The following is a 25,565-nucleotide window of genomic DNA, read 5'->3' on the forward strand; positions in this document are numbered from 1 at the left end:
AAAAGTCAGCAGTTGCGACGCAGAGATATCGGTGATTCAGTCTGTCTAGTGGGCAGGACTGAAGGTCATGATGGGGCATCGGCAAGTCGAACAGGCTGCGTTGTTCTATGAGTTCTCGCTGGAAAGGCACATCCCAGCCGACCACCTCGTGCGGTCGATCGATAGGTTCGTCGACCTTGAGGACTTACGGCGGGAGCTGGCGCCGTTCTACAGCAACATCGGGCGGCCCTCGATCGATCCGGAGCTGATGATCAGGATGCTCTTGATCGGCTATTGCTTCGGCATCCGATCGGAACGGCGCCTCTGCGATGAAGTCCATCTCAATCTGGCATACCGCTGGTTTTGCCGGCTGGGTCTAGATGGAGCTGTCCCCGATCACTCGACGTTCTCGAAGAACAGGCACGGCCGCTTCCGTGAGAGCGATCTCTTCCGTCGCGTGTTCGAGACCGTCTTGCGCCGCTGCATCCGGGAGCGCCTGATCGGCGGCGAAGGGTTCGCAGTCGACGCGAGCCTGATCAAGGCGGATGCCAATCGGCAGAAGGGAATCGAAGGCGATAAGAGGCTTCCGCCGGAGGCTGCGGGTCGAGCGATCGACGAGTATCTTGCCGTTCTTGATGATGCCGCGTTCAGTGCCGCGACGGAGGTCACGCCCAAGTTTATATCGCCCTCCGACCCGGCGGCGCGCTGGACGGGAGCGCACGGCGGCCAAGCCTTCTTCGCCTACTCGACGAACTATCTGGTCGACGTCGAGAATGCGATCATCGTCGATGTCGAAGCGACCACGGCGATCCGCCAGGCAGAAGTATTGGCCGCCAAGCGCATGATTGAGCGTTCAATCGAAAGGTTCGATCTTTATCCAAGCCGGCTTCTCGGCGACAGCGCCTATGGCTCCGCTGAGATGCTCGGGTGGCTGGTCTACGAGCACGGGATCGAGCCGCACGTGACCGTCTTCGACAAGTCGGCCCGCACCGACGGGACCTTCTCGCGTGAGGCCTTCACCTACGACCATACCAGGGACGTCTATCGCTGTCCCGCTGGCAAACCCCTCACCACTACAGGGACGCTGGTGAACAACGACACGACGGTCCTCTACCGTGCGAGCAAGCGCGATTGTCAAGCATGCTCTCTAAGAAGCAGGTGTTGCCCCAACACCCCGGCTCGAAAAGTGCCGCGCTCGATCTACGAGGGCGCTCGCGACATGGCACGCGAGATCGCAAGCTCATGGGAAGGCCGCACTTCACGCCGGCTCCGCAAGAAGATTGAGATGCTGTTCGCGCATCTCAAGCGCATCCTCAAGCTAGATCGGCTGCGACTAAGAGGGCCGAACGGCGCACGCGACGAGTTCACCCTCGCTGCAGCCGCTCAGAACCTTCGTAAGATGGCCAAGCTGATCCCGATGCCCGCGCTGACGCCCGCGTGAACCACAACGCGCCAATTCGTCCTCGAAACAGATGGCGTTCACGACGAAACTACTGCCGACTTTTTCAACGGAATCGGACAAAATGGGATTCTGGTCGCAACAGCGGCGGAATATCTTCTGTCGTGAATGCACCAGTTGACGCGCTTCAGGATTAAACCTTCCCCGCCGCTGCCAAAGTACCTGCGGCAGCTCGTACCATTGTCATCACCGGCACGAGCAACGGCATTCTACGGCGCGCGACCGCAGTAGCACGGCGTCATCGCGAGCGAAGCGACGCGATCCAGGGGCCGCGCCGAGACTCTCGATTGCCTCAGCCCGATCGGCTGGGGCGGACACGTCGGCGCAAGGACGCCTTGCTCCGCCGCAGCCGCGGGTGATGATGCAACGGCGCCGTATCTGCGGCCGGAGCCTCGAGCCCGAGATGGGCCAAAGGCGGAAGACAAGCCGTGCAACAATCAGCCGACGCTGTCATATCATTCGGTGACGATTGACTTGGGTGAGAGTCTGCAGGAGCTACCGGAACATGCGACGCGACGGGACTCTGTTGAAGCGATATCGGGCGGGTGAGTTCGATCAGGTTTGGCGAGAAATTCGCACCTACCCAAGTATTGAAGGTGAGTTCCGCGAGGAAGTGATGGAGATCGCCGATGCGACCATGCAACGGGTCGTCCAAAACGCCGACCTCGTCGCCTCGCGATTGCAGGCCATTGGCTGGCAGGTCCTATCATCTCAAGATCAAAGTCTTCGGACACCACCGAAATCGAGCGACGAGGCGGTTTTCTCTCGCATTGTCGAGATGTCCGGAGCACCGATTCCACCGACTCTTCTGGCATTCTGGCGTGTCGTTGGTGGAATCAACTTTGTGTGGGACTACAGATCCGAGGATCGTCCGCCGGATCTTGGGTTCGATTTGCCGTCTGAGGAACACGACGCCCTATGCATAGATGCGCCCTCCATCGTTACGGATCTGTTCGATGAATGGATTTATCAGAAGGCAGACACGGAACGAGATCACGAGCATCAGCTGAGTATCGTCTTGGCACCGGACTATCTGCACAAGGCAAACATCAGCGGAGGCAGTCCATATTGCGTCCTGGTGCCATTTCTCGGTGCCGACCCGTTGTTCTCTGACGAGCGACATGGATTGCCGTTCCTCGACTATTTGCGCCTTGCATTCCGTTGGGCAGGCTTTCCCGGTCTCGATCGGCATTCAGCTCGCAGCGATGTGCGGGATTTCATAGCCAGATTCGGAAAAGATCTGCTTCCCTTCTGAGGCTCGACCGGGTCAACGGGCGCGGGCGCGAATGCAGGAGTTGTAGGGCAGGCAAAGCAGCCGCCTGCAGGACGGTCGCGTGCCCGCCATCGCTCCGCGCAGGAGATTGCGGAATGGTGGGCACGGCGCGCGGCGCATCGCGTCTGATCATTGACATCGCGGGCGCGCCTTTGCCCACCCTACCCTGTCGTCATTGCGAGCGTCAGCGAAGCGACACAGGGGCGGCACGAAAGGTCTGGATTGCTTCGTCGCTGCGCTCCTCGCAATGACGATCGGGGCAGCTATCGCGCCACACACCGGCTGTCATCGCCCGGCCTCGACCGGGCGATCCAGTACGCCGAGACGGCGATGATCCCATAGAGAGGCCGCAACGTACTGGATATCCCGCTGCGCGGGTTATGAGGAGGGAGAATTTGGCAGGCGGCGTGCCCTATCGTCTTCCGTGTTACCTCTTCCCGCTCTTCGTGCTGTGGGAATGCGAATGGCTGTGACTATGGCTATGACCATGCGCGTGCCCATGGCCTTGCGCCGGATCGACCGGCATCATCGCGACGTGGCCGTGGCGGACGCCGCGTTCGGCGATGACGTGGTCGGCGAACGCCTTGACCTCGCGACGCTCGCCCTTGAGCACGGTGACCTCGAGGCAGCTCTCCTGGTCGATGTGGACGTGCAGGGTCGCCTGGGCGAGGCCGGAATGGTCGTGCGCCTCCTGCGTCAGGCGCTTCGGCAATTCGCGCGCGGCATGGTCGTAGACGTAGCTGAGAGTCGCGATGCAGTGGCGGCTGTCGGCGGCGCCGGCGTCGGCCGTTTCGAGGCCGCTGCGCAGCAGATCGCGAAACGCCTCCGAGCGGTTGTCGTAGCCGCGCCGGGCCATGAAGGCGTCGACCTCCGCGAGCAGATCGTCGTCGATCGTGATCGTCAGGCGCTGCATGTCCGTCTCCTCGATCTGCGCGGCAAGCGCCTATCCACCAGATGAGTATGATGTTTTCACGTTGACATCATACCGGTGTCACCTTAGCGTTCTTTAACATTCGACAGTGGGGCGATCCAAGCGAGCATGTCGCGGACCAACGAAGGCGCGCGGCAGTTGACGATGCATGCCCTGTGGCGAGCTCTAGGGGCGTGACGATGCGGTGGCGTGGGGCGAGTGTTGGCGTGCTGATGGCGGCATTGGCGCAGCAGGCAAACGCCCATCCGGAACGGGCCCCTGCCGAGTTGCCGACGGTCGACGTCGACGCCCCCCGACGCACGGCCAAGCCCAAGCCGCAGGTCCGGCGCGCGGCGCAGCCGCCGAAGCCGAGCGCGGCCGGTGCGGCTGCGCATGTGATGCCGACCGCCACGACGGCGGCTGCACCGTCCGGCGCGCCCAGTGTCGGCTCCGGCCCGGCGCGGCCGCAAGGCATGGCGAGCGAGGTCGTGATATCCGGCGAGGAGATCAACGCCCGCCCGGCGACGCGCCCCGGCGAGGTGCTGGAAGCGGTGCCCGGCCTGATCGTCACGCAGCACTCCGGCGAAGGCAAAGCCAACCAGTATTTTCTGCGGGGCTACAATCTCGACCACGGCACCGACCTCGCGCTGTTCGTCGACGGCGTGCCGGTCAACATGCGCACCCATGCGCACGGCCAGGGCTATGCCGATCTGAATTGGCTGATGCCGGAAACGATCGGCCGGGTCGACGTCCGCAAGGGCCCCTACTTCGCCGACGAAGGCGACTTCGCCTCGGTGGGAAGTGTCCATATCGGCCTGATCGACAGCGTACCCAAGGCGATCGCGCAGATGACGGCCGGCAGCTTCGGCTATCGCCGTTTCTTCGGCATGGACTCGGTGCATGTCGGTGACGGCCACCTGTTGATTGCCGGTGAAGCCGGCCGCTACGACGGCCCGTGGACCACGCCGGACGACGCCAAGAAGATCAACGGCCTGATGCGCTACTCGCAGGGCACCGCGACCGACGGCTTCACCATCACCGGCATGGCCTATGCGAACCGCTGGACCTCGACCGACCAGGTGCCGGAGCGTGCCATCACCTCGGGCGATCTCGGCCGCTACGACGCGGTCGATCCGACGGACGGCGGCAAGACCAACCGCTTCGCGCTGTCGGGCCGCATCGCCGGCACCGACGAGGCCGGCTCGTGGAAGGCCAACGCCTATTTGGTGAAAAGCCAGCTCGATCTCTACAACAATTTCACCTACGCGCTGAACAACCCAACCTATGGCGACCAGTTTCACCAGCACGACGACCGGCTGATGCTCGGGGCCAACGCCTCGCGCACCTTGAACGGCAGCTTCGCCGGACGGCCGATGGAGACGACGTTCGGCGTCCAGACGCGCTATGACGACATCGCGCTGGCGCTGACGAACACCCGTCAGCGGGTGCTGCTCTCCGACATCGATCCCTTGAGCACCGGCGTCGTTCGTGCCGACAAGGTCGGCGAAGGCAGCGTCGGCCTCTACGTCGAGAACACCGTGCGCTGGACCGACTGGCTGCGCACCACGGTCGGCTATCGCGGCGACTATTATCAGACCCACGTGTATTCGCTGACCAACGGCAACAACACCGGCGATGCCGCAGCCGGCCTCGGCAGCCCGAAATTCCGGATGGTGATCGGGCCGTTCGACAAGACCGAGTTCTTCGTCGGCGCCGGCTATGGCATGCACAGCAACGATGCCCGCGGCGCGACCACGACCGAGGATCCGGCCGATCCGACCAACAAGCTCGCCTCCTCGCCGCTGCTCGTCCGCACCAAGGGCGCCGAGGTCGGCGTGCGCACGCGCATCATTCCGGGGCTCGACTCGTCGCTCAGCTTCTTCCTGCTCAACCAGGATTCCGAGATCCTGTTCTCGGGCGATGCCGGCAACACCGAGGCGAGCCGACCGAGCCGGCGCTATGGCTTCGAGCTGACCAACCATTACCGCCCGGCGTCGTGGATCGACATCGATGCCGATCTGGCGATGACGCATGCGCGCTTCGTCGGCGACAACACCGACCAAGCGGCGGTCTACGCCTCGCTCGCAGGCTACCCCCAGGCCCAGCTCGGCAATGCGCCCGGCAACTACATCCCCAACGCGCCGGCGATGATCGCGTCGGCCGGCATCACGCTCGGCGAGAAGACCGGCTGGTTCGGCGGTCTGCGCTGGCGCTATCTCGGCTCCACGCCGCTGACCGAGGACAACTACTTCCGCTCCACCCCGACCAGCGTGTTCAACGGCCGCATCGGCTTCCGCGACGCCAATGGCTGGCGCATCCAGCTTGACGTGCTGAACCTGCTCAACACCAAGGCCAGCCAGATCTCCTACGGCTACGGCTCGCTGCTGCCGACTGACCAGCTCTACCAGGCGTGCTACGGCTCATCGACCTCCCCGTTGCCGCCCCCGCCGGTGCCGCCGGCCCAGGTCTGCCAGACCGGCGTGATGGACCGCGTGCTGCACCCGATCGAGCCGCTGACGTTTCGGGTGACGGTGGCGGGGACGTTTTGAGGCGGAGCTTGCTAGGTCTCACGCCCTCTCCTCGCGGACGGTGAACTCCCCTCCCCCTTGCGGGGAGGGGTTGGGGGTGGGGGACCACGAGTCCCGCTGTTCGTGATGGAGAGTCGATCTATCAAGAACACTGGAGAATCATCGCGCGCGTCGAACGACCGCAGTCGAACGCGTGAAATCGTTCACGCGTGAAGTGTGCCCCATGGAACGTTCAGCGCGTGGGGACCCCCACCCCCGACCCCTCCCCGCAAGGGCAGGGGAATCGCATATGATTTTTCGGCCTCTATTGCATTGTTCCGCAAGAGAGATTCTGAAGACGACTCCATTGCCGTGGAGGTCGTCGGATGGGGAAGTTGGCGAGGATTTTTGGGCGTGTGCCGGACCCGCGTGCCGGGAACGCGAGGTACACGCTGCTGGAGGTGGTGTTCATCGCTCTGGCCGCCACGTTGTGCGGGGCAGAGTCTTGCGCCGACATGGCCGAGTTCGGAGAGGCGAAGGAAGAGCTGTTGCGGCTCGTTCTCGATCTCGACCACGGCATCCCGAGCCACGATACGTTCAGCCGGGTCTTTCGGCAGCTGGATCCGATGGCCTTCGAACGAGCATTCCGCAAGTTCATGGCGGCGTTTGCCAAGGCCAACAAGATCGAACTGTCGGGCGTGCTGGCGGTCGACGGCAAAGCCTTGCGAGGAGCCTACGAGCGCGGCTCCAAAGCCACGCCGCTGCATTTGGTCAACGTCTTCGCGGTGGACGCCCGAATGGCGCTGGCGCAGAAGAAGGCACCCGGTCGCAACGAGACGGCCGGCGCTCTGGAGGTGCTCGCGCTGCTCGATCTCCAGGGCTGCATCGTCACGGCCGATGCCCTGCATTGTACCAGGGCCTTTGCGTCCAAGGTGCTCGAACGGGGCGGCGATTATGTCTTGGCAGCCAAGGGCAATCGCGCGCCCTTGCACGAGGCGATCATCCAGCAGTTTACGCGCTCCGGCAAGCGAAGCAGCATCCAGCAAGCCGAGCATTCGGGCCACGACCGCAGCGAGACCCGTCGTGCCACGGTCATTCGCAACACCAGCCTGGCCGCGCTGCACGACTTTCCTGGGATCGCAGCCATCGGCCGGGTTACGTCGCGCCGACGCGTGCGGGGACAACCCGCCGACGCGCCGCTCGTGCGCTACTACGTTCTGTCGAAATACATGGCGCCGAAAAAGCTGCTGCAGATCACGCGCGGTCACTGGGGCATCGAGAACAAGCTTCATTGGGTCCTCGACGTGCACTTCGCCGAAGACAGCAATCGGGCACGAAAAGACAACGCCCCGGAAAACCTCGCCATCATGCGCAGGATCGCCCTCAACATCTTGCAGGCATCCCCAAACCCGGCCTCGATACGCCGCAAAATCAAGCGCGCGGGATGGGACGACAGCTTCCTTTTGGAGCTCCTCGGTCATATGCGATAGCCCTGCCCGCAAGGGGGAGGGGACTCACCGCCGGCTGGGCAAGAGTTCGAGCCGTCGCGTGCTATAATGTGTGCCTCTTCTCGGGACCGAAACCATGTCCGACCGCACCACCCATTGGCAGAACGTCTACACCACCAAGGCCGAGACCGAGGTGAGCTGGTACCAGGACGACCCGGCGACGTCGCTGCGGATGATCCGCGAGGCCGGTGCGACACCGACATCGCGGATCATCGACATCGGTGGCGGCGCCTCGCGGCTGGTCGATGCGCTGCTCGCGGCCGGCTACGGCGCGCTCGCCGTGCTCGACATCTCCGACGCGGCACTGGCGACGGCGCGCCGCAGGCTTGGCACGGCGGCGGCCGGGGTGACGTGGATCGCCTCCGACGTCACCACCTGGTCGCCGGACGCGCGCTACGATGTCTGGCACGACCGGGCCGCCTTCCATTTCCTCACCGCGCCCGAAGACCGCGCCGCCTATGTCGACCGCCTGCGCGCGGCCGTGGTGACCGGCGGGGCCGTCATCATCGGCACGTTCGCGCCCGATGGTCCGGAGAGGTGCAGCGGACTGCCGGTCGTCCGCTACGACGCCCACGGACTGGCCGCTGCGCTGGGTCCTGCTTTCACGCTGGAGGACAGTTGCACCGAGGTGCATCGCACGCCATGGGACTCGACGCAGCAGTTCCAGTTCTGCCGCTTCCGCGCCGGTTAGAGCATGATCCGGAAAAGTGGAAACCGGTTTTCCGAAAAGATCATGCTCAAACAAGGAGATGAGATCATGATGCGATTCCGTGGAATCGCATCATGATCTAGTCAGCAGCACAGAGGCGGGCCATCCGACACGACGAGAACCTCGGTGTCGGCATCCTCGCTGCGCGCGGCATCCTCCGCTCCACCAGCCGACGTCTCGCTCTCCGGCGGCGTGCGCCAGGGAATCGGCTTCGGCGGCATCCGCTCCAGACGCTGTGCATCGGCGACGGCGCGGCGTGCCGTCTTCAGCGAGCGGCAGACCAGCACGGCCTGCTCGGCGGTGCCGACCTCGAAGCCCGCCCCAATCGCCTTGATGCGATACGATGCCATCTCCGCCTCTCCCAATCCGGCAGCAACCAGAACCCCGCGCGCCTTGTTCCTGGCGACTGTGGCAGGTCTAGTGTCGGCCAAAGGCGGACGGCAAAACTGGTCAACGGACTCCTAATCCGCAGCGCGTGACGTCGGGGTTTCCGTTTCGGGGCGGGACAGAGCGCGGTCAGGCGCGGCTGACGGCGAAAGAAATCCACAGCCGCGCACAGGAATGGCGAATGGCGAGCAGATGATCGTCCCGATCCCGATTCGCTACTCGCTGTTCCCTATTCGCCCTCTCAATAGTCCCGGAATTCGTCTTCCTCGTTGATCAGCTGGCCGATGCTGCGCGGCTGCTTGCGCGACGGGATCGAGCTGGTCACGTCGGGCTCGCGCTGGCCGTAGCCATAGCGCCGCTGCTGCGCACGTGCCGCCACCGCCTCGCCGGATTGCGCGGCTGGCTGGCAGATCATGCGGCGGCTGGCGCGGCGCATCAGGTCCACATGGATGTGGTCGTAGTGATAGACGTTGGAGCCGGGCGCCAGCACGGTGGTGAACTGCTGGCACGCCCCGCCCTGGATGTCGCGCAGAAAGCCCTGCTCCTCCGGCAGGCCGATCCAGCCGTCCTTGACGCTGATGCGGCGGCCGTCGGCGAGCGTGAAGGCGGCGATGTCGAGCGCGTTGCCGAAGGCATGCTCGGAAATGTGCGCGCTCGGATTGCCGTTCATGCCGCGGCAGGAATAGGCCGAGATCTGCTTGATCTCGACGACCTTGGTGCCGAACCAGCGCTGGGCTGCCGGCTGCACCGACTCCGCGATCCAGCGGTCGAGTGCCGAGACGATCGGACAGGCGAGCGTCGCGGTCGGCTTCACCGCGACCGGGCCGACGGTGCCGACCGGATCGCGCGACGGTCCGAGCCGCGGCGGCGGTTCCTGCTGCGGATAGGCGGTGCGAGCGGCCGGCTGACCGCCAGAGGGCGAATAGGCCGCGTCGGCCGGCTGATTGACGTCGTCCTCGCCGACCGGCGGCTCGAGCTGCAGTGGCGCGCCGGGAGGGGCGCCATAGGACGGCGATGCCGAATTCGGATAGGCCGCACCCGACGCGGGATAGGCCGGCTGCGGCGCCGCCTGCGGCTGATAGGTCGCGGGCGGGGCGTAGCGTTGCGGCGGCTGGTTGATCGGCCAGCGCGGCTGGCCACCGATCGCGGCCGGTGGACGCAGGCTTTCATCGGCGAAGCCATAGCTCGTGGTCGCTTCGCCGAGCGCTGCCACCTTCAGCGGATAGTCGGCGCCGCACATGCCGGGGCCGGAGATCGGATTGATGCGGACGATATCCGCGCTCTCCTTCACCGCGCCCGATTTCAGGCAGGCGATCTCGGCCTCGGCCCGCCACGGCTCGCGCTCCTGGAAGAATCCACGGCCGCAACCCGCAAGCGAGACAAGGACGATGGAGCCGACGAGATACAAACGAACTCCGCGCGTCATATGCAGAGGTTTGCGGCAATTTGCTTAAGGACCTGTCAATGCCGTCCATTTACGGCGCGCAAACCATCGTGACGTGAAAGGCAGTCCATTTACGGGGAAGCGACAACCGCGCTGTCTTTTTTGCCGATGCCGATCGGATATGTGTGGCGCGCGCTTTGCGGAGCAGGCGTCAAGCGCGAGCGCACGCCAGGTGCGCGAGATGCGAAACGGGAGCGGTCCCATGAGCGTTGCCGATCGGCTGAGCATGGTGGTCACGTATGTCGTGTTTGCATTCGTCGGCGCGATCATCGTCGGGATGATCTGATCGCTGCGATCCGACCTCGATCGATGGACGGGCCGCGGTGGGCCGCGTGCGGCCCCAGCCGCATTGGCCTTTCGGCTGTGACCCTTGTCACAGATCGCGCCGTCACCCGCGTCTAAGAGTGCCCTCCAGGTTCACGACGCCGTCCGAGGGAGCTCATTCATGAAGACCGTGTATCTGGCCGCAGCAGCCGTTCTGATCGCGAGCAGCGCCGCGCAGGCCGGCAGCTCGATCGCGTTCAATTTCGACGGACACAAGATCCGCGTCACCGTGCCGCGCAACTGCCAGTCGCTGTCCTGCCTGCAGGTGTCCGGCATCGACCTCAGCGGGCTGAAATCATCCAAGCTCGACGATGACGATGCGCCGGCGGGCAGCGCGCCTGCGGCCGGCGCTCCGGCCCCCGCTGTCGCGGCGCCCGTGGCGGCTCCGCCGGTCGTCAACGCGCCGGCGCCCGCCGCCACCGCGCCAGCCGCGGCCGCGCCAGCCCCCGCATCGCCCACTGCCGCTGCGCCATCCACGACCGTGCAGATGCCGGTGCCGCCGGCGCCGGTCGCGGCGACCGCGCCTGCTCCACAGCCAGCCCCGGCACCCGCGCCGGCCACGGTTGCCGCGGCGCCTGCCGCAGTTCAGCCGGCGCCGGCAGCCGATCCGAACTCGCCGCTCGGGCTGTGGGCCACCGAGGGCGGCAAGGGCAATGTCGTGATCGAGCCGTGCGGCGCCAACATCTGCGGCTTTGCCGAGAAGACGCGGGAGAAGATCCTGATCAACATGAAGCCGAAGGACAGCAAATGGGTCGGCCGCATCCACGATCCGGACGGCGGCGGCAACTACGACTCCACCGTGGTGCTCAAGAATCCGAACACGCTGCGGGTCCAGGGCTGCGCCTTCGGCGGCCTGTTCTGCGGCGGCCAGACCTGGAAGCGCGTGAGCTGATCGCCGTCCCTCGAGATCGGCGAACGCAAAGGCCCCGCCGGGATCAGCACCGGCGGGGTTTCCTCCTCGTGGCGTCTGCTACGCCACCTTGGCGGGGATCGCCGCGGGCATCGCGAGGCGCAGCGGCAGCGACAGCCGTACCCGCAGGCCGCGCGGGGCGTTGGGCATCAGCGCGATGCCGCCGTCATGCTTCTTCATGATCTCCTGCGCGATCGACAGGCCGAGGCCGAAGCCGCCGGCGGAGCGCGCCTGGTCGAGCTTGACGAACGGCTCCAGCGCCCGCGCCTGCAGCGCCTGCGGAATGCCCGGGCCGTCATCGGCGACCTCGATCGCGATCATGCCGTCGGCCAGGGTCGACAGGCTGACCACGACCTCGCTGCCGTGCTTGACCGCGTTCTCGACCACGTTGGTGACGGCGCGCGACAGCGCCCGCGCCCGGCCCTCGCAGACCAGCCGCGACGGTCCATCGAAGCTGACGGCGTGGCCGACATCGGCGAAGTCGCAGCAGATCGTCTCGAGCAGGCTCGCCAGCTCGATCCGCGCCGGCTGCTCGGCCTTGGTGTCGTCGCGCAGGTAGTCGAGCGTCTCGTCGAGCATGCGGCTGACCTGGTCGATGTCGCGCAGCATCGCGCTGCGCATCTCCCCCTGCCCGATGCGCTCCGAGCGCAGCCTGAGCCGCGTCAGCGGCGTGCGCAGGTCGTGGCTGATCGCCGCCAGCATCCGCGTGCGGTCGTCGAGCAGCGCGCGGATGCGCGCCTGCATCTCGTTCAGCGCCTCGGCGACCTGGGCGATCTCCCTGGGCCCGCGCCGGCTCAGCGGCTCCTGCGCGCCCGGCGAGCGGCCGAATGCGGCCGCCGCGCGCGCCATCTCCGACAGCGGCCGGATGATCGCCCGCGCCGCGTAGATCGAAAGCAGCACGCCCAGGATCAGGATGAGAAACAGGAACACCGCCGTCGGCTTCAGCACCATCGACCAGAATTCGAGGCGCGGCACGTCGTCGAACACCAGCGCACGCTCGCCGTCGACCTGGACGATGATCTGGGTCGGCGGCGCCGCACCATAGCCGACGCCGTGGAGCAAGGTGACGTCACGCAGCACGCTGAGCTGACGGCGGGCCAGCCGCGAGGTCCATGGCACGTCCCTGACCGGCTTGGCGAGCAGCGTCAGCGAGGTCAGCGGCACCAGCTCGACCTGGATGCCGGAGCTGCGCAGGCTCGACAGGCTGCTCTCGACGGCCACGGGGTCGTTCGCGGCGCGGACGAAGTGCACCGCCTCGGCGACGCGCGCGATGCCGTAGGCCGGCGATTCCTGCTCGTCGGGCGGATCGAGAAACAGCAGCGCGGCCGCGATCATCAGCACCATGCCGAACAGCACCGACAGCGACGCCAAGGTCACGATCTGCGTGGTGAGGCCGAGGCGCGGGCACGGCTTGCTATCTGGCGTCATCGATGGTCTCGACTCTTGGCGTGAACACGTAGCCGCCGAGGCGCACGGTCTTGATCAGGGACCAACTGCGCGCGCCCGGCTCGATCTTCTGCCGGATACGGCTGATATGGACGTCGATGCTGCGCTCGACCGGCCCGGCCTGCCCGCCGTGCGCAAGCTCGATCAGTTGCTCGCGCGACAGCACGCGGCCGGCATTGCGGCAGAACGCCAGCAGGATGTCGAACTCGGCGCTGGTCAGCGTGATCTTGACGCGGTCGGGATCGAACAGCGTACGCGTCGCCGGCTCGATGCGCCAGCCGTCGAACGTCATCGGCGCCTGCCGCGCCGCGATCACGGCGGGATGCAATTGCGATCGGCGCAGCAGCGCTCGGATACGCGCCACCAGCTCGCGCGGATTGAACGGCTTGACGACATAGTCGTCGGCGCCGAGCTCGAGGCCGAGGATGCGGTCGATGTCCTCGCCTTTTGCGGTCACCATGATGATCGGCACGGTCGAGATCTGGCGCAGGCGGCGGCAGATGCTCATGCCGTCGTCGTCCGGCAGCATCACGTCGAGCATGATGAGGTCGACCTGCTCGCGCTGCAAGAGGTCGTTCATCGCGGCCGCGGAGGACACGAAGCGCGGCGCGAAGCCGTGCTCCTGCAACAGCTCGGTGAGCAGCGCCGCAATCTCCCGGTCATCTTCGACGCAGAGAATGCGCGCGGCTGCCGGTATGTTCGCGTCTGCGGACACGGCGGTATCGTGTGACGACATCATGCGCGGAACATGGTCGATTTGAGTCCAAAAGAACAGCCCGAAGCGAGGTCCGATCGTGGCGAAAGTAAGCTGTATTGTTAAGGCGGAAACATTTCTTCACGCGACTTAATCCTGCGCAATCGTTAACCTGCCTAGGCTCCGCGCATCAAACAAACACGGGGAAGTCCTGCGGCGTGGCCGACCAGCCGGCGCGGCCTCCTTTCGAACCGCGATAGTATCAGCCGCCGTGAAGCCCGTCCTGCTCGCACTCTGCCTCGCCACGCCGCTGCTCGCCGGCTGCGCCGTCGGCCCCGATTACGTGACGCCTGAGTTCGGCGTGCCGAAGCGCTGGAGCAGCGACCGCAATCGGCCGGCGCAGACGCTGAAGCTCGCGCATTGGTGGCGCAACCTCAATGATGACCTGCTCGATCAACTGATCAGCGAGGCGGTTGCCGGCAATCTCGACGTCGCCGCCGCCAAGGCGCGCATCCGCGAGGCGCGGGCGACGCAGCGCCAGGCCATCGGCGCGCTGTTTCCCACAGTGAGCGGCACCGGCACGGCAACGGAGACCCGCAGCGCCGGCAGCTCGACGAGCGGCATCGCGATCGCTCCGACCACCTACAGCCAGTACCAGGCCGGCTTCGATTCGAGCTGGGAGCTGGATCTGTTCGGCGCCAACCGCCGTGCGGTCGAGGCGGCGACCTACGGCGTCGATGCCGCCGAGGACGATCTGCGCGCGACCTTGCTGACGCTGCTCGGCGACGTCGCCTCCAACTACATCGATGCCCGCGCCTACCAGGCGCGAGCGGCGCTGGCGCGGCGCACTGCCGCCTCGCAGCGCGAGACCGCGGCGCTGACCGAGCGCAAGCAGAATGCCGGCTCTGCCTCGGCCGTCGACACCGCCAAGGCGAGCGCGCTGGCCGCCAGCACCGAAGCAACCATCCCGACCTATGAGAGCAGCTATCAGCAGGCCGTGCATCGGCTCGGCGTCCTGCTCGGCCGCGACCCGACGGCCCTGAATCTCCGCCTGTCGCGTGCGACGCCGATCCCATCGCCGCGCCTGCCGCTGCCGAAGGGCATCCCGGCCGACGTGCTGGTCATGCGGCCCGACGTGCGCAAGGCCGAACGGCAGCTCGCGCAGTTCACCGCGAAGATCGGCCAAGCCACCGCCGCGCTGTACCCGGATGTCAGCCTGACCGGCACGGTCTCGACCACGGCGCTGAAGCTCGGCGATCTCGGCAAGAGCTCGACGATCGGCTGGTCGATCGGCCCGAGCGTCTCGGTGCCGATCTTCAACGGCGGCAAGCTGCAGGCCGCCGTCGAGGTCGCGGAAGCGCAGCGCGACGAATACCACGTCGCCTGGCGCAGCGCGGTGCTGAGCGCGCTCGAAGACGTCGAGAACGCCATCGTGAGCCTCGGCCAGGAGCGCATTCGCATCCGCAGCCTGAGCGAGTCGGCGCAGCGCTACGGCGAGGCCGCGCGGCTGTCGCGCTCGCTCTACCAGACCGGCTCCAGCACGTTCCTCGACGTGCTCGATGCCGAGCGCTCGCAATTCACCGCCGAGGACAGCCTGCTCGCGAGCCGCGCTACGCTCGCGAAGAACTACGTGGCGCTGGCCAAGGCGCTGGGCGGCGGTTGGACCGCAGCGATCGACAGCTCGCTGCCCGAGGTCGTCGACAGCGGCACCGGCCCGCATCTCGCACAGGCCGTCGCGCCCAAATAATCTACGATCTGAACTTCAAAAAGTGCCTCCGAAGTGATCCGATGAACGCACCCTTATCCCACATGCCCCGACCGGTCGCGGTCGATGGCGGCCTCGCGCCGGCGCCGAAGCCGAAGCGGCCACGCCGCTGGCCGCTGCTGATCGCCGGAGCGCTCGTCGTTCTGGCCGCCGCGATCGTGCTGGTCATGAGGCTGACCAGCAATCCCAACGCCAATCTCGTCACCGCGCCCGTCACGACCGGCGACATCGAGCAGACCGTGCTCGCCACCGGCACGCTGAAGCCGGTCAAGCTTGTGGCGGTCGGCGCCCAGGCGTCGGGACGGCTGGTCGCGCTCAACGTCAAGCTGGGACAGAAGGTCAGGGCCGGCGATCTGATCGCCGAGATCGACTCGCTGACGCAGCAGAACACGCTGCGCACCAACGAGGCGAGCCTGCGGAGCGTGCGGGCACAGCGTGACGAGAAGGTCGCCACCCTGGCGCTGGCCGAGGCGAACCTGGCGCGGCAGCAGGTCACGCTGGCGCAGAAGGCCTCGTCGCGCGCCGACTACGACAGTGCCGAGGCGACCGTCAAACAGACCCAGGCCCAGATCGCGCAACTCGACGCGCAAATCGTCGAGGCCGAGGTCGCGATCGAGACCGCGCGCGTCAACCTCGGCTACACCAAGATCACGGCCCCGATCGACGGCACCGTGCTGTCGATCGTCACCCAGCAGGGCCAGACCGTGAATGCGGTGCAGTCGGCGCCGACCATCGTCGTGCTCGGCCAGGTCGAGACGATGACCGTGCGGGTGGAGATTTCCGAGGCCGATGTCGTCAAGGTCAGGCCCGGACAGAACGTCTACTTCACCGTGCTGGGCGAGCCCGATCATCGCTACGAAGGCACGCTCGGGTCGATCGAGCCGGCGCCCGAATCGATCAAGAGCGATTCGAGCTTCTCGTCGAGCACGACGACCACGTCGAGCAGCAGCTCCTCCTCGTCCACCACGTCCTCCGCGATCTACTACAATGGCGTGTTCGATATCGCCAATCCGGACGGGCGGCTGATGACCTACATGACGGCCGAGGTCCACATCCTGCTCGGCGAGGCCCGCAAGGTCCCGACCATTCCGTCGTCCGCGCTTGGCAACGCCAATCCCGATGGCAGCTACACGGTGCGCGTGCTGACCGGCGCAGGAACGCTGGAGAAGCGCACCATTCGCGTCGGCCTCAACAACAAGATCCGGGCCGAGGTGCAGTCCGGCCTGCGCGAGGGCGAGCGGGTCGTGATCTCGGCGCCCGAGGAGGGCACGAAGCGAACCGTGATGCCCCCGCCCGGAGGCGCGTGATGACGGAGGTCCTGATCGACCTGCAGAATGTCGGGAGGCGCTACGCGTCCGGCGAAGGCACGGTCCATGCTTTGCGTGGCGTCGACCTCCAGATCGCGCGCGGGGAGATGGTGGCGATCATCGGCCAGTCGGGCTCCGGCAAGTCGACGCTGATGAACATTCTGGGCTGCCTCGACCGCCCGACATCCGGCAGCTACCGGATCGCCGGCCGCGAGATGGGCTCGCTCGATCCGGACGAACTGGCGGCGTTGCGGCGCGAGCATTTCGGCTTCATCTTCCAGCGCTACCATCTGCTGGGCGAACTCAGCGCCGCCGACAATGCCGAGGTGCCTGCGGTCTATGCCGGGCTCGGCCCGGCGGCACGCCACCGCAAGGCCGAGGCGCTGCTGCAGCGGCTCGGCATGGGCAGCCGTACCGACCACAAGCCGGGTCAGCTCTCGGGCGGCCAGCAGCAGCGGGTCTCGATCGCCCGCGCGCTGGTCAACGATCCCGACGTGATCCTGGCCGACGAGCCGACCGGCGCGCTCGACCGCGCCAGCGGCGAGGAGGTGCTGCGCATCCTCGACGAGATCAGCGCCTCCGGGCGCACCGTCATCATCGTCACGCACGATCCGAGCGTCGCGCAGCGCGCCCGGCGCATCATCGAGATCGAGGACGGCCGCGTCATTTCAGACCGGCTCAATCCGCGGACTTCGGAACCCGCGCCAGCCGCAGCGACCGAAGACCACGCAGCGCAGGCGGCGTCGTGGTGGCGCAGCCAGCTCGACCGTTTCCGCGAGGCCGCGCGGATGGCGCTGCTCGCCATGAATGCGCACCGGATGCGCGCATTCCTCACCATGCTCGGCATCATCATCGGCGTCGCCTCGGTCGTGCTGGTGCTGGCGCTCGGCAAGGGCTCGCAGGCCAAGGTGCTGAAGGACATCAACCGGCTCGGCACCAACACGCTGGAATTCTTTCCCGGCAAGGATTTCGGCGATACGCGCTCCAGCAAGATCAGGACGCTGGTGCTCGCTGATGCCAAGGTCATGGCGCAGCAGCCTTATGTCGATGCGATCTCGCCGACGGTCTCGACCACCAGCACGCTGCGGTTCGGCGCGATCGAGGTCAGCGCCCAGATCTCCGGCGTCGGCGAGCAGTATTTCCGGGTCAAGAACACCGAGCTTGCCGAAGGTAGCTATCTCGATGCCGATACCGTGCGCTCCTACGCCCAGGACGCCGTGATCGACGACAATGCGCGCAAGGCGCTGTTTCCCGATCCCGACGTCAGTCCGCTCGGCAGCGTGGTCCTGATCGGCAAGGTGCCCTGCCGCGTCGTCGGCATCACCAAGCAGCAGCAGGCCGGCTTCGGCTCCAGCTCCACGCCGATCGTCTACCTGCCCTACACGACCGTGCAGGCGCGCTTCCTCGGCAACCAGGTGCTGCGCAGCATCAGCGTCCGCGTCGACGAGGCGACGCCGATGGCGGCGGCCGAGCGTGCCGCAACGGCGCTGCTGACGGCGCGGCACAATGCCAAGGATTTCTTCGTCCTCAACACCGATGACATCCGCAAGACCGTCGAAAGCACGACGCAGGTGCTGACACTGCTGGTGGCGGCCATCGCCGTGATCTCGCTCTTGGTCGGCGGCATCGGCGTCATGAACATCATGCTGGTGTCGGTGTCGGAGCGCGTCGGCGAGATCGGGGTGCGCATGGCGGTCGGCGCCCGCCGCAGCGACATCCTGATGCAGTTCCTGATCGAGGCGGTGCTGGTCTGCCTGCTGGGCGGTGCGCTGGGCCTTGCGCTCGCGGTCGGCTTCGGCACGGTCTTCAACGCGCTCGGCGTCGGCTTCCAGCTGATCTATTCGCCGCTCGCCATGGTCGGCGCCGCCGTCACGTCGATGGCGATCGGCATCGGCTTCGGCTACATGCCCGCCCGCAGCGCCTCACGGCTCGATCCGGCAACGGCTCTGGCAAGGGAGTAGGTCGGACGAGCGATAGCAGATCTACTTCACCGGGCGCTTCTCCAGCTTGCGCGCCAGCGTCCGGCGATGCATGCCGAGCCGTCTCGCAGCTTCGGAGATGTTGAAGTCGGTCTCGATCAGGGTCTGGTGGATGCGCTCCCATTCCAGGGTCTTGATCGAAGTGGAGCGCTCGGCCAGCGCCACTTGCGCGTTGCCCTGCGCCTTGCGGAACGCCTCCTCGATGTCGTCGGTGTTCGACGGCTTGGCCAGATAGTGGCAGGCGCCGAGCTTGATCGCCTCGACAGCAGTGGCGATGCTGGCAAAGCCGGTCAGCACCACGATCAGCATCTCCGGATCGTGCGCATGCAGCTTCTCGACGCAGACGAGGCCGGAAGCCCCGCCGAGCTTGAGATCGACGACGGCATAACCGAACGTCTTCTCCTTGAGGATCTCGTCGACGTCCTCGAGCGAGCCGGCGACGACGGCCTCGTAGCCGCGCCGTTCGAACGAGCGCTTCAGGGTGCGTGCAAAACCGTCATCGTCCTCGACGATCAGGAGGGACAGGTCATTCGCCATCGCGCTCTCCAATGACAAGCGTCGACAACGGCAGTGACAGCCGGACGGTCGCTCCACGTCCCCGGTGGTTCCAGGCGGAAACGCTGCCGCCCAGCTTGCGGATCACGTTGACCACCAGGAAAAGGCCCAGGCCGCGGCCCGGGCGGCCCTTGCTCGACTGATAGGGACGTCCGAGTTGCCCCAGCATCGCCGGATCAAAACCCGGCCCGCGATCGCTGACGCTGAGCAGCAGCTGATCACCATCTCGTTCGACCACGAACTCCACCCACTCGCGCGAGACTTCGAACGCGTTGTCGAGCACGTTGACGATCGCCTGCTTCAGGGCGACGTCGGAGACGATCGCCGGATCCGAGCCGAACTCGTTGCGGAACATCAGATTGCGCGCCGAGCGCGCCGCGCTCCATTCGGCGACCAACGTCGTCAGGAACGCCTTCAACGTCGTCGGCGCCGAGCCTTCGCCGCGCGCCTGACCGGCCGAGACCAGGATGTCAGTCACGATCGACTTGCAGCGCTGCACCGCCGCTTCCATTTCGGTGAAATCCTCCGCGAGCGTCGGATCGGCAGAGATCACGGTCATGCGGCGCCAATCGTTCAGGATGACCGAGATCGACGCCAGCGGCGTACCAAGCTCATGCGCGGCGCCTGAGGCGAGCAGGCCCATGCGGATGATGTGATCCTGCTCGACGGCGTGCTGGCGCAGATCGGCGAGTTTGGCGTCGCGCTCGCGCAGGTTCCGGTTGATGCGGGTGACGAAGACGACGAGCAGCACGGCGTCGAGCATGAAGCCGACGAACATGCCGGTGATGTGCAGGGTGAAGGCATCGCTGACATGATGCTGCGGCAGTTGCAGCGGGCGGTACTCGATGGTGAGCCAGATGAAGCTGAGCACCGTCAGCGCGACCAGCGACCAGGACGAACGCGCGTCGAGCAGCACGGCCCCCAGCGTCACCTGCAGCAGATAGAGACACGTGAACGGGTTCGACGCGCCGCCGGTGAGATAGAGTTCCGATGTCAACGCCACCACGTCGAGCATCAGCGCGATCAGCAAATGGCGATTGCCGACGTCGTCGCGCCTGCGCAGCCAGATATGGCTGGCGATGTTGAGCACCACCAGCGCGCAGATGATCGCCGCCATCGGCAGCACCGGCAGCGCAATGCCGAACCAGGTGGTCACGAAGCCGATGGTGACGATCTGGCCGACCACGGCGATCCAGCGCAGCTGGATCAGCAGCACCATGTTCTTGCGGTTGGTCGCGTCCTTGGTCGGCAGCGGCGCGTTGATCTCGGGTGTGGCGATCGCGGCCACGACTCCGAACGGCAAATTGGGGGCCTCGCTGCTCATGAGGGCCCGTCCGATCTCCGCCGGCAGAACGGCAAGCGTCGATCGCTCAAGACGCCGTCCCGCATCCACCCATGTCCTGCCGCTGCTGATCCCATTCCACATCCTGCGCTGCCGGCGCGCCGGGCTCACGCTGCGCGCGGCGGAGCCGCTGCAGCCCGGCGCCGGCCAGCATGAGGGCCAATGTAAACCAGGTCAGCGCGTAAACCAGATGGTTGTTCGGAAACGAGATCACGGTGAGTCCGCCGATTGGAAGTCCGCCAGGATTCGGGGTCGCATCGGCATCGACGAAGAATGGTGCGACGTCGGACAGACTGCGCGCCGCCGCGATCGCCGCGACGTCACGTGAATACCAGCGATTCCCCGCGGGATCGTTGTGGCGCAGGAAGCCGCCGCCAGGCTCGGAGATCCGCAGCAATCCGGTCACGCTGACCGTGCCATTCGGGTTCCCGGCGCTGCGGCTTGCGGGCGCGCGGCGATCCGCGGGCACGAAGCCACGATTGACGAGCACGGCGCCGCCGGCGGTCTGCAGCGGCGTCACCACCCAATAGCCGGAGCCCTCGACCGTCAGCGCCTGGACCAGCGTCTCGCGGTCGTTGAGGAAGCGGCCGCTCAACGTTATCAGCTTGTACTCGTCGCTGCTGCGATCGATGGCCGGCCAATCCGCCGGGCTCGGCGCCGGCACGGGCGCGGCATGAACGCGGCGCTCGACGCGATCGATCAGGTCGAGCTTCCAGGCCCGCCGCTCGATCTGCCAGACGCCCAGCGCGAGCAGCATCGCGACGCAGGCAACCCACGCCGCACCGATCGCGAGCCGCAGCGCGCCGGATCGCCCGCGGCCGGCCTCGTCGCGTTCCCCTGCCCCGTCGGCAGGAGCTGACATCACGGCGTCTGGCCCATCTCGTGCACCGGCATCATGTTGGTGGTCAGGTGATGCATGACCCAGAGCGAGCCGCTGAGCGCGATCACCACCATGATGATGGTGAAGATCAGCGCCATCATGGTCCAGCCGCCCTCGGCCTTGGTGTTCATGTGCAGGAAGAAGATCATGTGGACGACGACCTGCACGGCCGCGAATGCCATGATGATCAGCGCCGTGGCCTGCTTGTCGAGCGAGCCGTTCATGACCAGCAGAAACGGAATCGCCGTCAGGACGACGGAGGCGCCGAAGCCGATCAGTTGGCCCGAGCGCGTGCCGGCATGGTCGTCCGCCGAACCGTGCGCATGTGCATCAGAGCTCATCGAAGCATCCCCATCAGATAGACGAAGGTGAAGACACCAATCCAGATCACGTCGAGGAAGTGCCAGAACATGCTGAGGCAGACCAGCCGGCGGCGGTTGGCCTCGATCAGGCCGTGGGTCCTGACCTGCACCATCAGGGTGACCAGCCAGACCAGACCGAACGTCACATGCAGGCCGTGGGTTCCTACCAGCGTGAAGAACGACGACAGGAAGGCGCTGCGCTGCGGCGTCGCGCCCTCATGGATCATGTGCGCGAACTCGGTCAGCTCGATACCGAGAAAGGCGAGGCCGAACAGCCCGGTCACCACGAGCCAGGCCTGCATCGCGCCAACGCGGTTCCGCTGCATCGACAGCATCGCGAAGCCATAGGTGAGCGACGACAGCAGCAGGAACGAGGTGTTGACCGCGACCAGCGACAGGTCGAACAGATCCTTCGGCGCCGGCCCGGCGGCGTACTTGGCGCCGAGCACGCCATAGACGGCAAACAGGATCGCAAAGATGAGACAGTCGCTCATCAGATAGATCCAGAAGCCGAGCATCGTGCTGCTGCCTTCGGGATGCTCGTGCTCGTCGACGACATAGAAGACCGGCTCCCCGGCCTTCATCGTGCCCATCGCAACGGTCATGACTTGGCTCCTGCCACGAGCAGCTTGGTGCGCGCACGCTCGACGCTTATGACCTCATCGGCCGGGATGTGGAAGCTGCGGTGATAGTTGAAGGTGTGGCCGATCGCGACCGCGAGCAGCGCGACGAAGCTGCCTGCCGCCATCCACCACATGTACCAGATCAGTCCGAATGCCATGGTGGTGCTGAGGCCCGCCAGAATCACGCCGGTACCGGTGTTGCTCGGCATGTGGATCGCCTTGAAGCCGGCGAGCGGACGCGCGTAGCCGCGGCGCTTCATGTCCCACCAGGCGTCGTTGTCGTGGACGACGGGCGTGAAGGCGAAGTTGTAGGCCGGCGGCGGCGACGACGTCGCCCATTCCAGGGTGCGCGCATTCCAGGGATCGCCGGAGACGTCGGCGAGCTGCTCGCGGCGGAGGATGCTGACCGCGATCTGGATCAGGAAGCTCGCGATGCCCAGCAGGATCAGGAACGCGCCGATGCCGGCGATGATGAACCATATCTGCAGGCTCGGATCGTCGAAGGTGCGCAGCCGACGGGTCACGCCCATCAGGCCGAGCACGTAGAGCGGCATGAAGGCGAAGTAGAAGCCCACCGTCCAGAACCAGAACGACATCTTGCCCCAGAACGGATCGAGCCTGAAGCCGAACGCTTTGGGGAACCAGTAGGCGATGCCGGCGAACAGGCCGAACAGCACGCCGCCGATGATGACGTTGTGGAAATGCGCGACCAGGAACAGGCTGTTGTGCAAGACGAAGTCGGCCGGCGGCACCGCAAGCAGCACGCCGGTCATGCCACCGATCACGAAGGTCAGCATGAAGGCGACCGTCCACATCATCGGCAGCTCGAAGCGGATGCGGCCGCGATACATCGTGAACAACCAGTTGAACATCTTCGCGCCGGTCGGGATCGAGATGATCATCGTGGTGATGCCGAAGAACGAGTTCACGCTGGCGCCGGAGCCCATCGTGAAGAAGTGGTGCAGCCAGACCAGGTAGGACAGGATGGTGATGACGACGGTGGCGTAGACCATCGAGGTGTAGCCGAACAGCCGCTTGCCCGAGAAGGTCGAGGTCACCTCGGAGAAGATGCCGAAGGCCGGCAGGATGAGGATGTAGACCTCCGGATGGCCCCAGATCCAGATGAGGTTGACATACATCATCGGATCGCCGCCGAAATCATTGGTGAAGAAGTTGGTTCCGACGTAACGATCGAGCGACAGCAGCGCCAGCACCGCCGTCAGCACCGGGAAGGAGGCGACGATCAGCACGTTGGTGCACAGCGAGGTCCAGGTGAAGACTGGCATCTTCATCATGGTCATGCCGGGCGCACGCATTTTCACGATCGTGCAGATCAGGTTGACGCCGGACAACAGCGTGCCAACGCCGGCGACCTGCAGCGCCCAGATGTAATAGTCGACGCCGACATCCGGACTGTAGGAGAGATTCGACAGCGGCGGATAGGCCAGCCAGCCGGTGCGCGCGAACTCGCCGACGAACAGCGAGCACATCACCAGAACGGCGCCCGACGTGGTCATCCAGAAGCTGAAATTGTTGAGGAACGGGAACGACACGTCGCGGGCGCCGATCTGCAGCGGCACAACGTAGTTCATCAGGCCGGTGACCAAAGGCATCGCCACGAAGAAGATCATGATCACGCCGTGCGCCGTGAACACCTGATCATAGTGGTGCGAGTTGAGATAACCTTCGGAGCCGTTGAACGCGATCGCCTGCTGAAGGCGCATCATCAGCGCATCGGCGAAGCCGCGCAGCAGCATGACGATGCCGAGCACCATGTACATGATTCCGATGCGCTTGTGGTCGACGGTCGTGAACCACTCCTTCCAGAGATAGCCCCACAACCGGAAATAGGTGACGGCGCCGAACAGCGTGAGGCCGCCGAGCGCGACCATCGCGAAGGTGCCGACGATGATCGGCTCGTGCAACGGCAGCGACTCCAGCGTCAGCCGGCCGAAGATGAACCTGGTGAGATTGGCAGTGTCGAACATGATGTGACCCTCACGAATCCGACGTCACGAATCCGATTTGGAGGTTGTCCCCGTGATGAAGGTGGCCTTGGACGGCCGCAGCAGGCCGGGCCGCTCCAATCCACGGCCCTGCAGCGGCGTCCAGTCGAGCGGCGCCAGGACCGTCGGCGAGGAATCGTCGGCCATCCGCGTGACCTGATCGCCCGGTAGGCAGACGCCGCCGGCAACGAAGCTCGGCTCGGCGCCGAACACGGCGCCGCGGCCGGCGAACTTGTCGTAGGCGAGCGGCAGCGTGTTGCGGACGCCGGCCATGCCCATGCCGCCTCTCGCGTCGATCGCCATCATCTCACTCATGCACATCTTGCCGGGCTCGACGCACATGTTGAGGATGGCGCGAAACAGGTCGCTATCCACCGATGCGTAGTAGCGGACCGGCTCGTTCGCGCTGGGACGCTCCAGCTTGAGATAGTCCGGCTTGCCAAGCCCGGCACCGCTGGCCTTGGCCTTCTCGATCCAACCGGCGAATTCGACATCAGACAGGCCATGAAAGGCAAAGCGCATGCCGGAGAAACCGGCGCCGCTGTAGTTCGCCGAGAAGCCGCGATAGACGCCGGGCTTGTTGATGATGGCGTGCAGCCGGCTCTGCATGCCCGGCATCGCATAGATCTGGCCGGCGAGCGCGGGGATGTAGAACGAGTTCATCACCGACGACGAGGTGATCCTGAAATCGAGCGGCCGGTTCACCGGCGCCGCAAGCTCGTTGAGGCTGGCGATGCCATATTCGGGATAGATGAACAGCCACTTCCAATCGAGCGCGACGACGTTGACCTCGAGCGGCTTGTCCTGCGGCGTCACCGCGCGCTCGGCGGAGATGCGCCCGAGCGTGCGATAGGGATCGAGCAGATGCGTGCCCATCCACGTCACCGCGCCCAGGCAGATGATGATGAGCAGCGGCGCCGCCCAGATCAGAAGCTCGAGCTGGGTGGAGTGATCCCAATCCGGCGTGTAGGCCGCCGCCTGGTTCGACTGGCGGTAGCGCCAGGCCACGATGGCGGTTGCCGCCATCACCGGCACCACGATCAGCAGCATCAGCACGGTTGCGATGATCACGAGATCGCGTTGCTGGGCGGCCACGTCACCGGAGGGCGAGAGCACGACCAGATTGCAGCCTCCGAGCGCGAGCCCCAGCGGCAGCAGTGCCAAGAATTTCCAGTAACGCACGCTCAACCTCGTCG

Annotated in this window: 21 protein-coding genes; 9 read left to right on the forward strand and 12 right to left on the reverse strand. The window is 65.8% G+C overall.

Translation table 11 applies throughout. The annotated features are described in order from the left end of the window. Positions 1–67 precede the first annotated feature (67 nt). Positions 68–1,420: a transposase gene (locus tag ACQR0W_RS22720; protein ID WP_434888673.1), complete on the forward strand. Its 1,353-nt coding sequence runs from the start codon at positions 68–70 to the stop codon at positions 1,418–1,420. A gap of 523 nt (positions 1,421–1,943) precedes the next feature. After that, positions 1,944–2,693 carry a hypothetical protein gene (locus tag ACQR0W_RS22725; protein ID WP_316169820.1) on the forward strand — a complete coding sequence of 250 codons (750 nt, stop codon included), beginning with the start codon at positions 1,944–1,946 and terminating at the stop codon, positions 2,691–2,693. 445 nt (positions 2,694–3,138) lie between these two features. Here ACQR0W_RS22725 and nikR read toward each other — a convergent pair whose 3' ends face one another. After that, a complete protein-coding gene (gene nikR, locus ACQR0W_RS22730; RefSeq protein ID WP_316169821.1) occupies positions 3,139–3,624 on the reverse strand; it encodes a nickel-responsive transcriptional regulator NikR in 486 nt (161 codons plus the stop codon). Positions 3,625–3,821: 197 nt separating this feature from the next. On the opposite strand from nikR, the gene ACQR0W_RS22735 reads away from it, so the two are divergent. From ACQR0W_RS22735 to ACQR0W_RS22745, 3 genes are all read left to right on the forward strand, one after another. Continuing rightward, positions 3,822–6,170, forward strand: a complete 2,349-nt coding sequence (locus ACQR0W_RS22735) for a TonB-dependent receptor (protein WP_316169822.1) — start codon at positions 3,822–3,824, stop codon at positions 6,168–6,170. A 344-nt stretch (positions 6,171–6,514) separates the two neighbouring features. Next, positions 6,515–7,618: an ISAs1 family transposase gene (locus tag ACQR0W_RS22740; RefSeq protein WP_316169166.1), complete on the forward strand. Its 1,104-nt coding sequence runs from the start codon at positions 6,515–6,517 to the stop codon at positions 7,616–7,618. 94 nt (positions 7,619–7,712) lie between these two features. Continuing rightward, positions 7,713–8,327 carry a class I SAM-dependent methyltransferase gene (locus tag ACQR0W_RS22745; protein WP_316187332.1) on the forward strand — a complete coding sequence of 205 codons (615 nt, stop codon included), beginning with the start codon at positions 7,713–7,715 and terminating at the stop codon, positions 8,325–8,327. Between the two features lie 101 nt (positions 8,328–8,428). Here ACQR0W_RS22745 and ACQR0W_RS22750 read toward each other — a convergent pair whose 3' ends face one another. Next, the gene (locus tag ACQR0W_RS22750) at positions 8,429–8,695 is read right to left on the reverse strand and encodes a hypothetical protein (protein ID WP_315713457.1); all 267 of its coding nucleotides are present in this window, start codon (positions 8,693–8,695) and stop codon (positions 8,429–8,431) included. Between the two features lie 278 nt (positions 8,696–8,973). Then, positions 8,974–10,158, reverse strand: a complete 1,185-nt coding sequence (locus tag ACQR0W_RS22755; protein ID WP_316174271.1) for an extensin-like domain-containing protein — start codon at positions 10,156–10,158, stop codon at positions 8,974–8,976. A gap of 463 nt (positions 10,159–10,621) precedes the next feature. Here ACQR0W_RS22755 and ACQR0W_RS22760 point away from each other — a divergent pair, with 463 nt between their 5' ends. Then, positions 10,622–11,392 carry a DUF2147 domain-containing protein gene (locus ACQR0W_RS22760; RefSeq protein ID WP_316187331.1) on the forward strand — a complete coding sequence of 257 codons (771 nt, stop codon included), beginning with the start codon at positions 10,622–10,624 and terminating at the stop codon, positions 11,390–11,392. Positions 11,393–11,470: 78 nt separating this feature from the next. Here ACQR0W_RS22760 and ACQR0W_RS22765 read toward each other — a convergent pair whose 3' ends face one another. Beyond that, positions 11,471–12,838: an ATP-binding protein gene (locus ACQR0W_RS22765; RefSeq protein ID WP_315769198.1), complete on the reverse strand. Its 1,368-nt coding sequence runs from the start codon at positions 12,836–12,838 to the stop codon at positions 11,471–11,473. Further along, positions 12,825–13,595 carry a response regulator gene (locus tag ACQR0W_RS22770; protein ID WP_315713462.1) on the reverse strand — a complete coding sequence of 257 codons (771 nt, stop codon included), beginning with the start codon at positions 13,593–13,595 and terminating at the stop codon, positions 12,825–12,827. Before ACQR0W_RS22770 ends, ACQR0W_RS22765 begins: the two co-directional genes overlap by 14 nt. 226 nt (positions 13,596–13,821) lie before the next feature. On the opposite strand from ACQR0W_RS22770, the gene ACQR0W_RS22775 reads away from it, so the two are divergent. From ACQR0W_RS22775 to ACQR0W_RS22785, 3 genes are read left to right on the forward strand one after another with little or no spacing between them, the layout of a single operon-like run. Beyond that, complete coding sequence (locus ACQR0W_RS22775) at positions 13,822–15,297, forward strand: efflux transporter outer membrane subunit (protein WP_315713463.1); 1,476 nt, start codon at positions 13,822–13,824, stop codon at positions 15,295–15,297. Positions 15,298–15,338: 41 nt separating this feature from the next. Continuing rightward, positions 15,339–16,622, forward strand: coding sequence for an efflux RND transporter periplasmic adaptor subunit (locus ACQR0W_RS22780; protein ID WP_315713464.1), 1,284 nt, complete (start codon positions 15,339–15,341; stop codon positions 16,620–16,622). After that, the gene (locus ACQR0W_RS22785) at positions 16,622–18,583 is read left to right on the forward strand and encodes a MacB family efflux pump subunit (RefSeq protein WP_316187330.1); all 1,962 of its coding nucleotides are present in this window, start codon (positions 16,622–16,624) and stop codon (positions 18,581–18,583) included. The genes ACQR0W_RS22780 and ACQR0W_RS22785 overlap by 1 nt, the downstream gene beginning before the upstream one ends. 21 nt (positions 18,584–18,604) lie before the next feature. Here the strand turns inward: ACQR0W_RS22785 and ACQR0W_RS22790 are convergent, their stop codons facing one another. The 7 genes from ACQR0W_RS22790 to cyoA are packed head-to-tail and all read right to left on the reverse strand — an operon-like array spanning position 18,605 to position 25,551. Beyond that, on the reverse strand, positions 18,605–19,138 hold the full coding sequence (locus ACQR0W_RS22790; protein ID WP_315713466.1) for a response regulator transcription factor: 534 nt from the start codon (positions 19,136–19,138) through the stop codon (positions 18,605–18,607). Then, positions 19,128–20,480, reverse strand: a complete 1,353-nt coding sequence (locus ACQR0W_RS22795) for an ATP-binding protein (protein WP_316169825.1) — start codon at positions 20,478–20,480, stop codon at positions 19,128–19,130. Before ACQR0W_RS22795 ends, ACQR0W_RS22790 begins: the two co-directional genes overlap by 11 nt. A 46-nt stretch (positions 20,481–20,526) precedes the next feature. After that, entirely contained in the window at positions 20,527–21,360 is an 834-nt protein-coding gene (locus tag ACQR0W_RS22800) for an SURF1 family protein (protein ID WP_316169826.1), read from the reverse strand. Further along, positions 21,360–21,719 carry a cytochrome o ubiquinol oxidase subunit IV gene (gene cyoD / locus ACQR0W_RS22805; protein ID WP_315752397.1) on the reverse strand — a complete coding sequence of 120 codons (360 nt, stop codon included), beginning with the start codon at positions 21,717–21,719 and terminating at the stop codon, positions 21,360–21,362. The genes ACQR0W_RS22800 and cyoD overlap by 1 nt, the downstream gene beginning before the upstream one ends. Continuing rightward, positions 21,716–22,345 (reverse strand): cytochrome o ubiquinol oxidase subunit III, encoded by a 630-nt coding sequence (cyoC, locus tag ACQR0W_RS22810; RefSeq protein ID WP_316169827.1) that lies wholly within the window; start codon positions 22,343–22,345, stop codon positions 21,716–21,718. The genes cyoD and cyoC overlap by 4 nt, the downstream gene beginning before the upstream one ends. Continuing rightward, positions 22,342–24,351, reverse strand: coding sequence for a cytochrome o ubiquinol oxidase subunit I (gene cyoB / locus ACQR0W_RS22815; protein ID WP_316169828.1), 2,010 nt, complete (start codon positions 24,349–24,351; stop codon positions 22,342–22,344). The genes cyoC and cyoB overlap by 4 nt, the downstream gene beginning before the upstream one ends. A 24-nt stretch (positions 24,352–24,375) precedes the next feature. Beyond that, the gene (gene cyoA, locus ACQR0W_RS22820) at positions 24,376–25,551 is read right to left on the reverse strand and encodes a ubiquinol oxidase subunit II (RefSeq protein WP_316169829.1); all 1,176 of its coding nucleotides are present in this window, start codon (positions 25,549–25,551) and stop codon (positions 24,376–24,378) included. Between the last annotated feature and the right edge of the window lie 14 nt (positions 25,552–25,565).

Source organism: Bradyrhizobium sp. HKCCYLRH1034 (assembly GCF_051168375.1).
In the GTDB taxonomy this organism is placed as follows: domain Bacteria; phylum Pseudomonadota; class Alphaproteobacteria; order Rhizobiales; family Xanthobacteraceae; genus Bradyrhizobium.

Coding starts and splice junctions, on each gene's coding strand:
- ACQR0W_RS22720 (WP_434888673.1), top strand. CDS start 68: ATGATGGGGCATCGGCAAGTCGAACAGGCTGCGTTGTTCTATGAGTTC.
- ACQR0W_RS22725 (WP_316169820.1), top strand. CDS start 1,944: ATGCGACGCGACGGGACTCTGTTGAAGCGATATCGGGCGGGTGAGTTC.
- nikR (WP_316169821.1), bottom strand. CDS start 3,624: ATGCAGCGCCTGACGATCACGATCGACGACGATCTGCTCGCGGAGGTC.
- ACQR0W_RS22735 (WP_316169822.1), top strand. CDS start 3,822: ATGCGGTGGCGTGGGGCGAGTGTTGGCGTGCTGATGGCGGCATTGGCG.
- ACQR0W_RS22740 (WP_316169166.1), top strand. CDS start 6,515: ATGGGGAAGTTGGCGAGGATTTTTGGGCGTGTGCCGGACCCGCGTGCC.
- ACQR0W_RS22745 (WP_316187332.1), top strand. CDS start 7,713: ATGTCCGACCGCACCACCCATTGGCAGAACGTCTACACCACCAAGGCC.
- ACQR0W_RS22750 (WP_315713457.1), bottom strand. CDS start 8,695: ATGGCATCGTATCGCATCAAGGCGATTGGGGCGGGCTTCGAGGTCGGC.
- ACQR0W_RS22755 (WP_316174271.1), bottom strand. CDS start 10,158: ATGACGCGCGGAGTTCGTTTGTATCTCGTCGGCTCCATCGTCCTTGTC.
- ACQR0W_RS22760 (WP_316187331.1), top strand. CDS start 10,622: ATGAAGACCGTGTATCTGGCCGCAGCAGCCGTTCTGATCGCGAGCAGC.
- ACQR0W_RS22765 (WP_315769198.1), bottom strand. CDS start 12,838: ATGACGCCAGATAGCAAGCCGTGCCCGCGCCTCGGCCTCACCACGCAG.
- ACQR0W_RS22770 (WP_315713462.1), bottom strand. CDS start 13,595: ATGATGTCGTCACACGATACCGCCGTGTCCGCAGACGCGAACATACCG.
- ACQR0W_RS22780 (WP_315713464.1), top strand. CDS start 15,339: ATGAACGCACCCTTATCCCACATGCCCCGACCGGTCGCGGTCGATGGC.
- ACQR0W_RS22785 (WP_316187330.1), top strand. CDS start 16,622: ATGACGGAGGTCCTGATCGACCTGCAGAATGTCGGGAGGCGCTACGCG.
- ACQR0W_RS22790 (WP_315713466.1), bottom strand. CDS start 19,138: ATGGCGAATGACCTGTCCCTCCTGATCGTCGAGGACGATGACGGTTTT.
- ACQR0W_RS22795 (WP_316169825.1), bottom strand. CDS start 20,480: ATGAGCAGCGAGGCCCCCAATTTGCCGTTCGGAGTCGTGGCCGCGATC.
- ACQR0W_RS22800 (WP_316169826.1), bottom strand. CDS start 21,360: ATGTCAGCTCCTGCCGACGGGGCAGGGGAACGCGACGAGGCCGGCCGC.
- cyoD (WP_315752397.1), bottom strand. CDS start 21,719: ATGAGCTCTGATGCACATGCGCACGGTTCGGCGGACGACCATGCCGGC.
- cyoC (WP_316169827.1), bottom strand. CDS start 22,345: ATGACCGTTGCGATGGGCACGATGAAGGCCGGGGAGCCGGTCTTCTAT.
- cyoB (WP_316169828.1), bottom strand. CDS start 24,351: ATGTTCGACACTGCCAATCTCACCAGGTTCATCTTCGGCCGGCTGACG.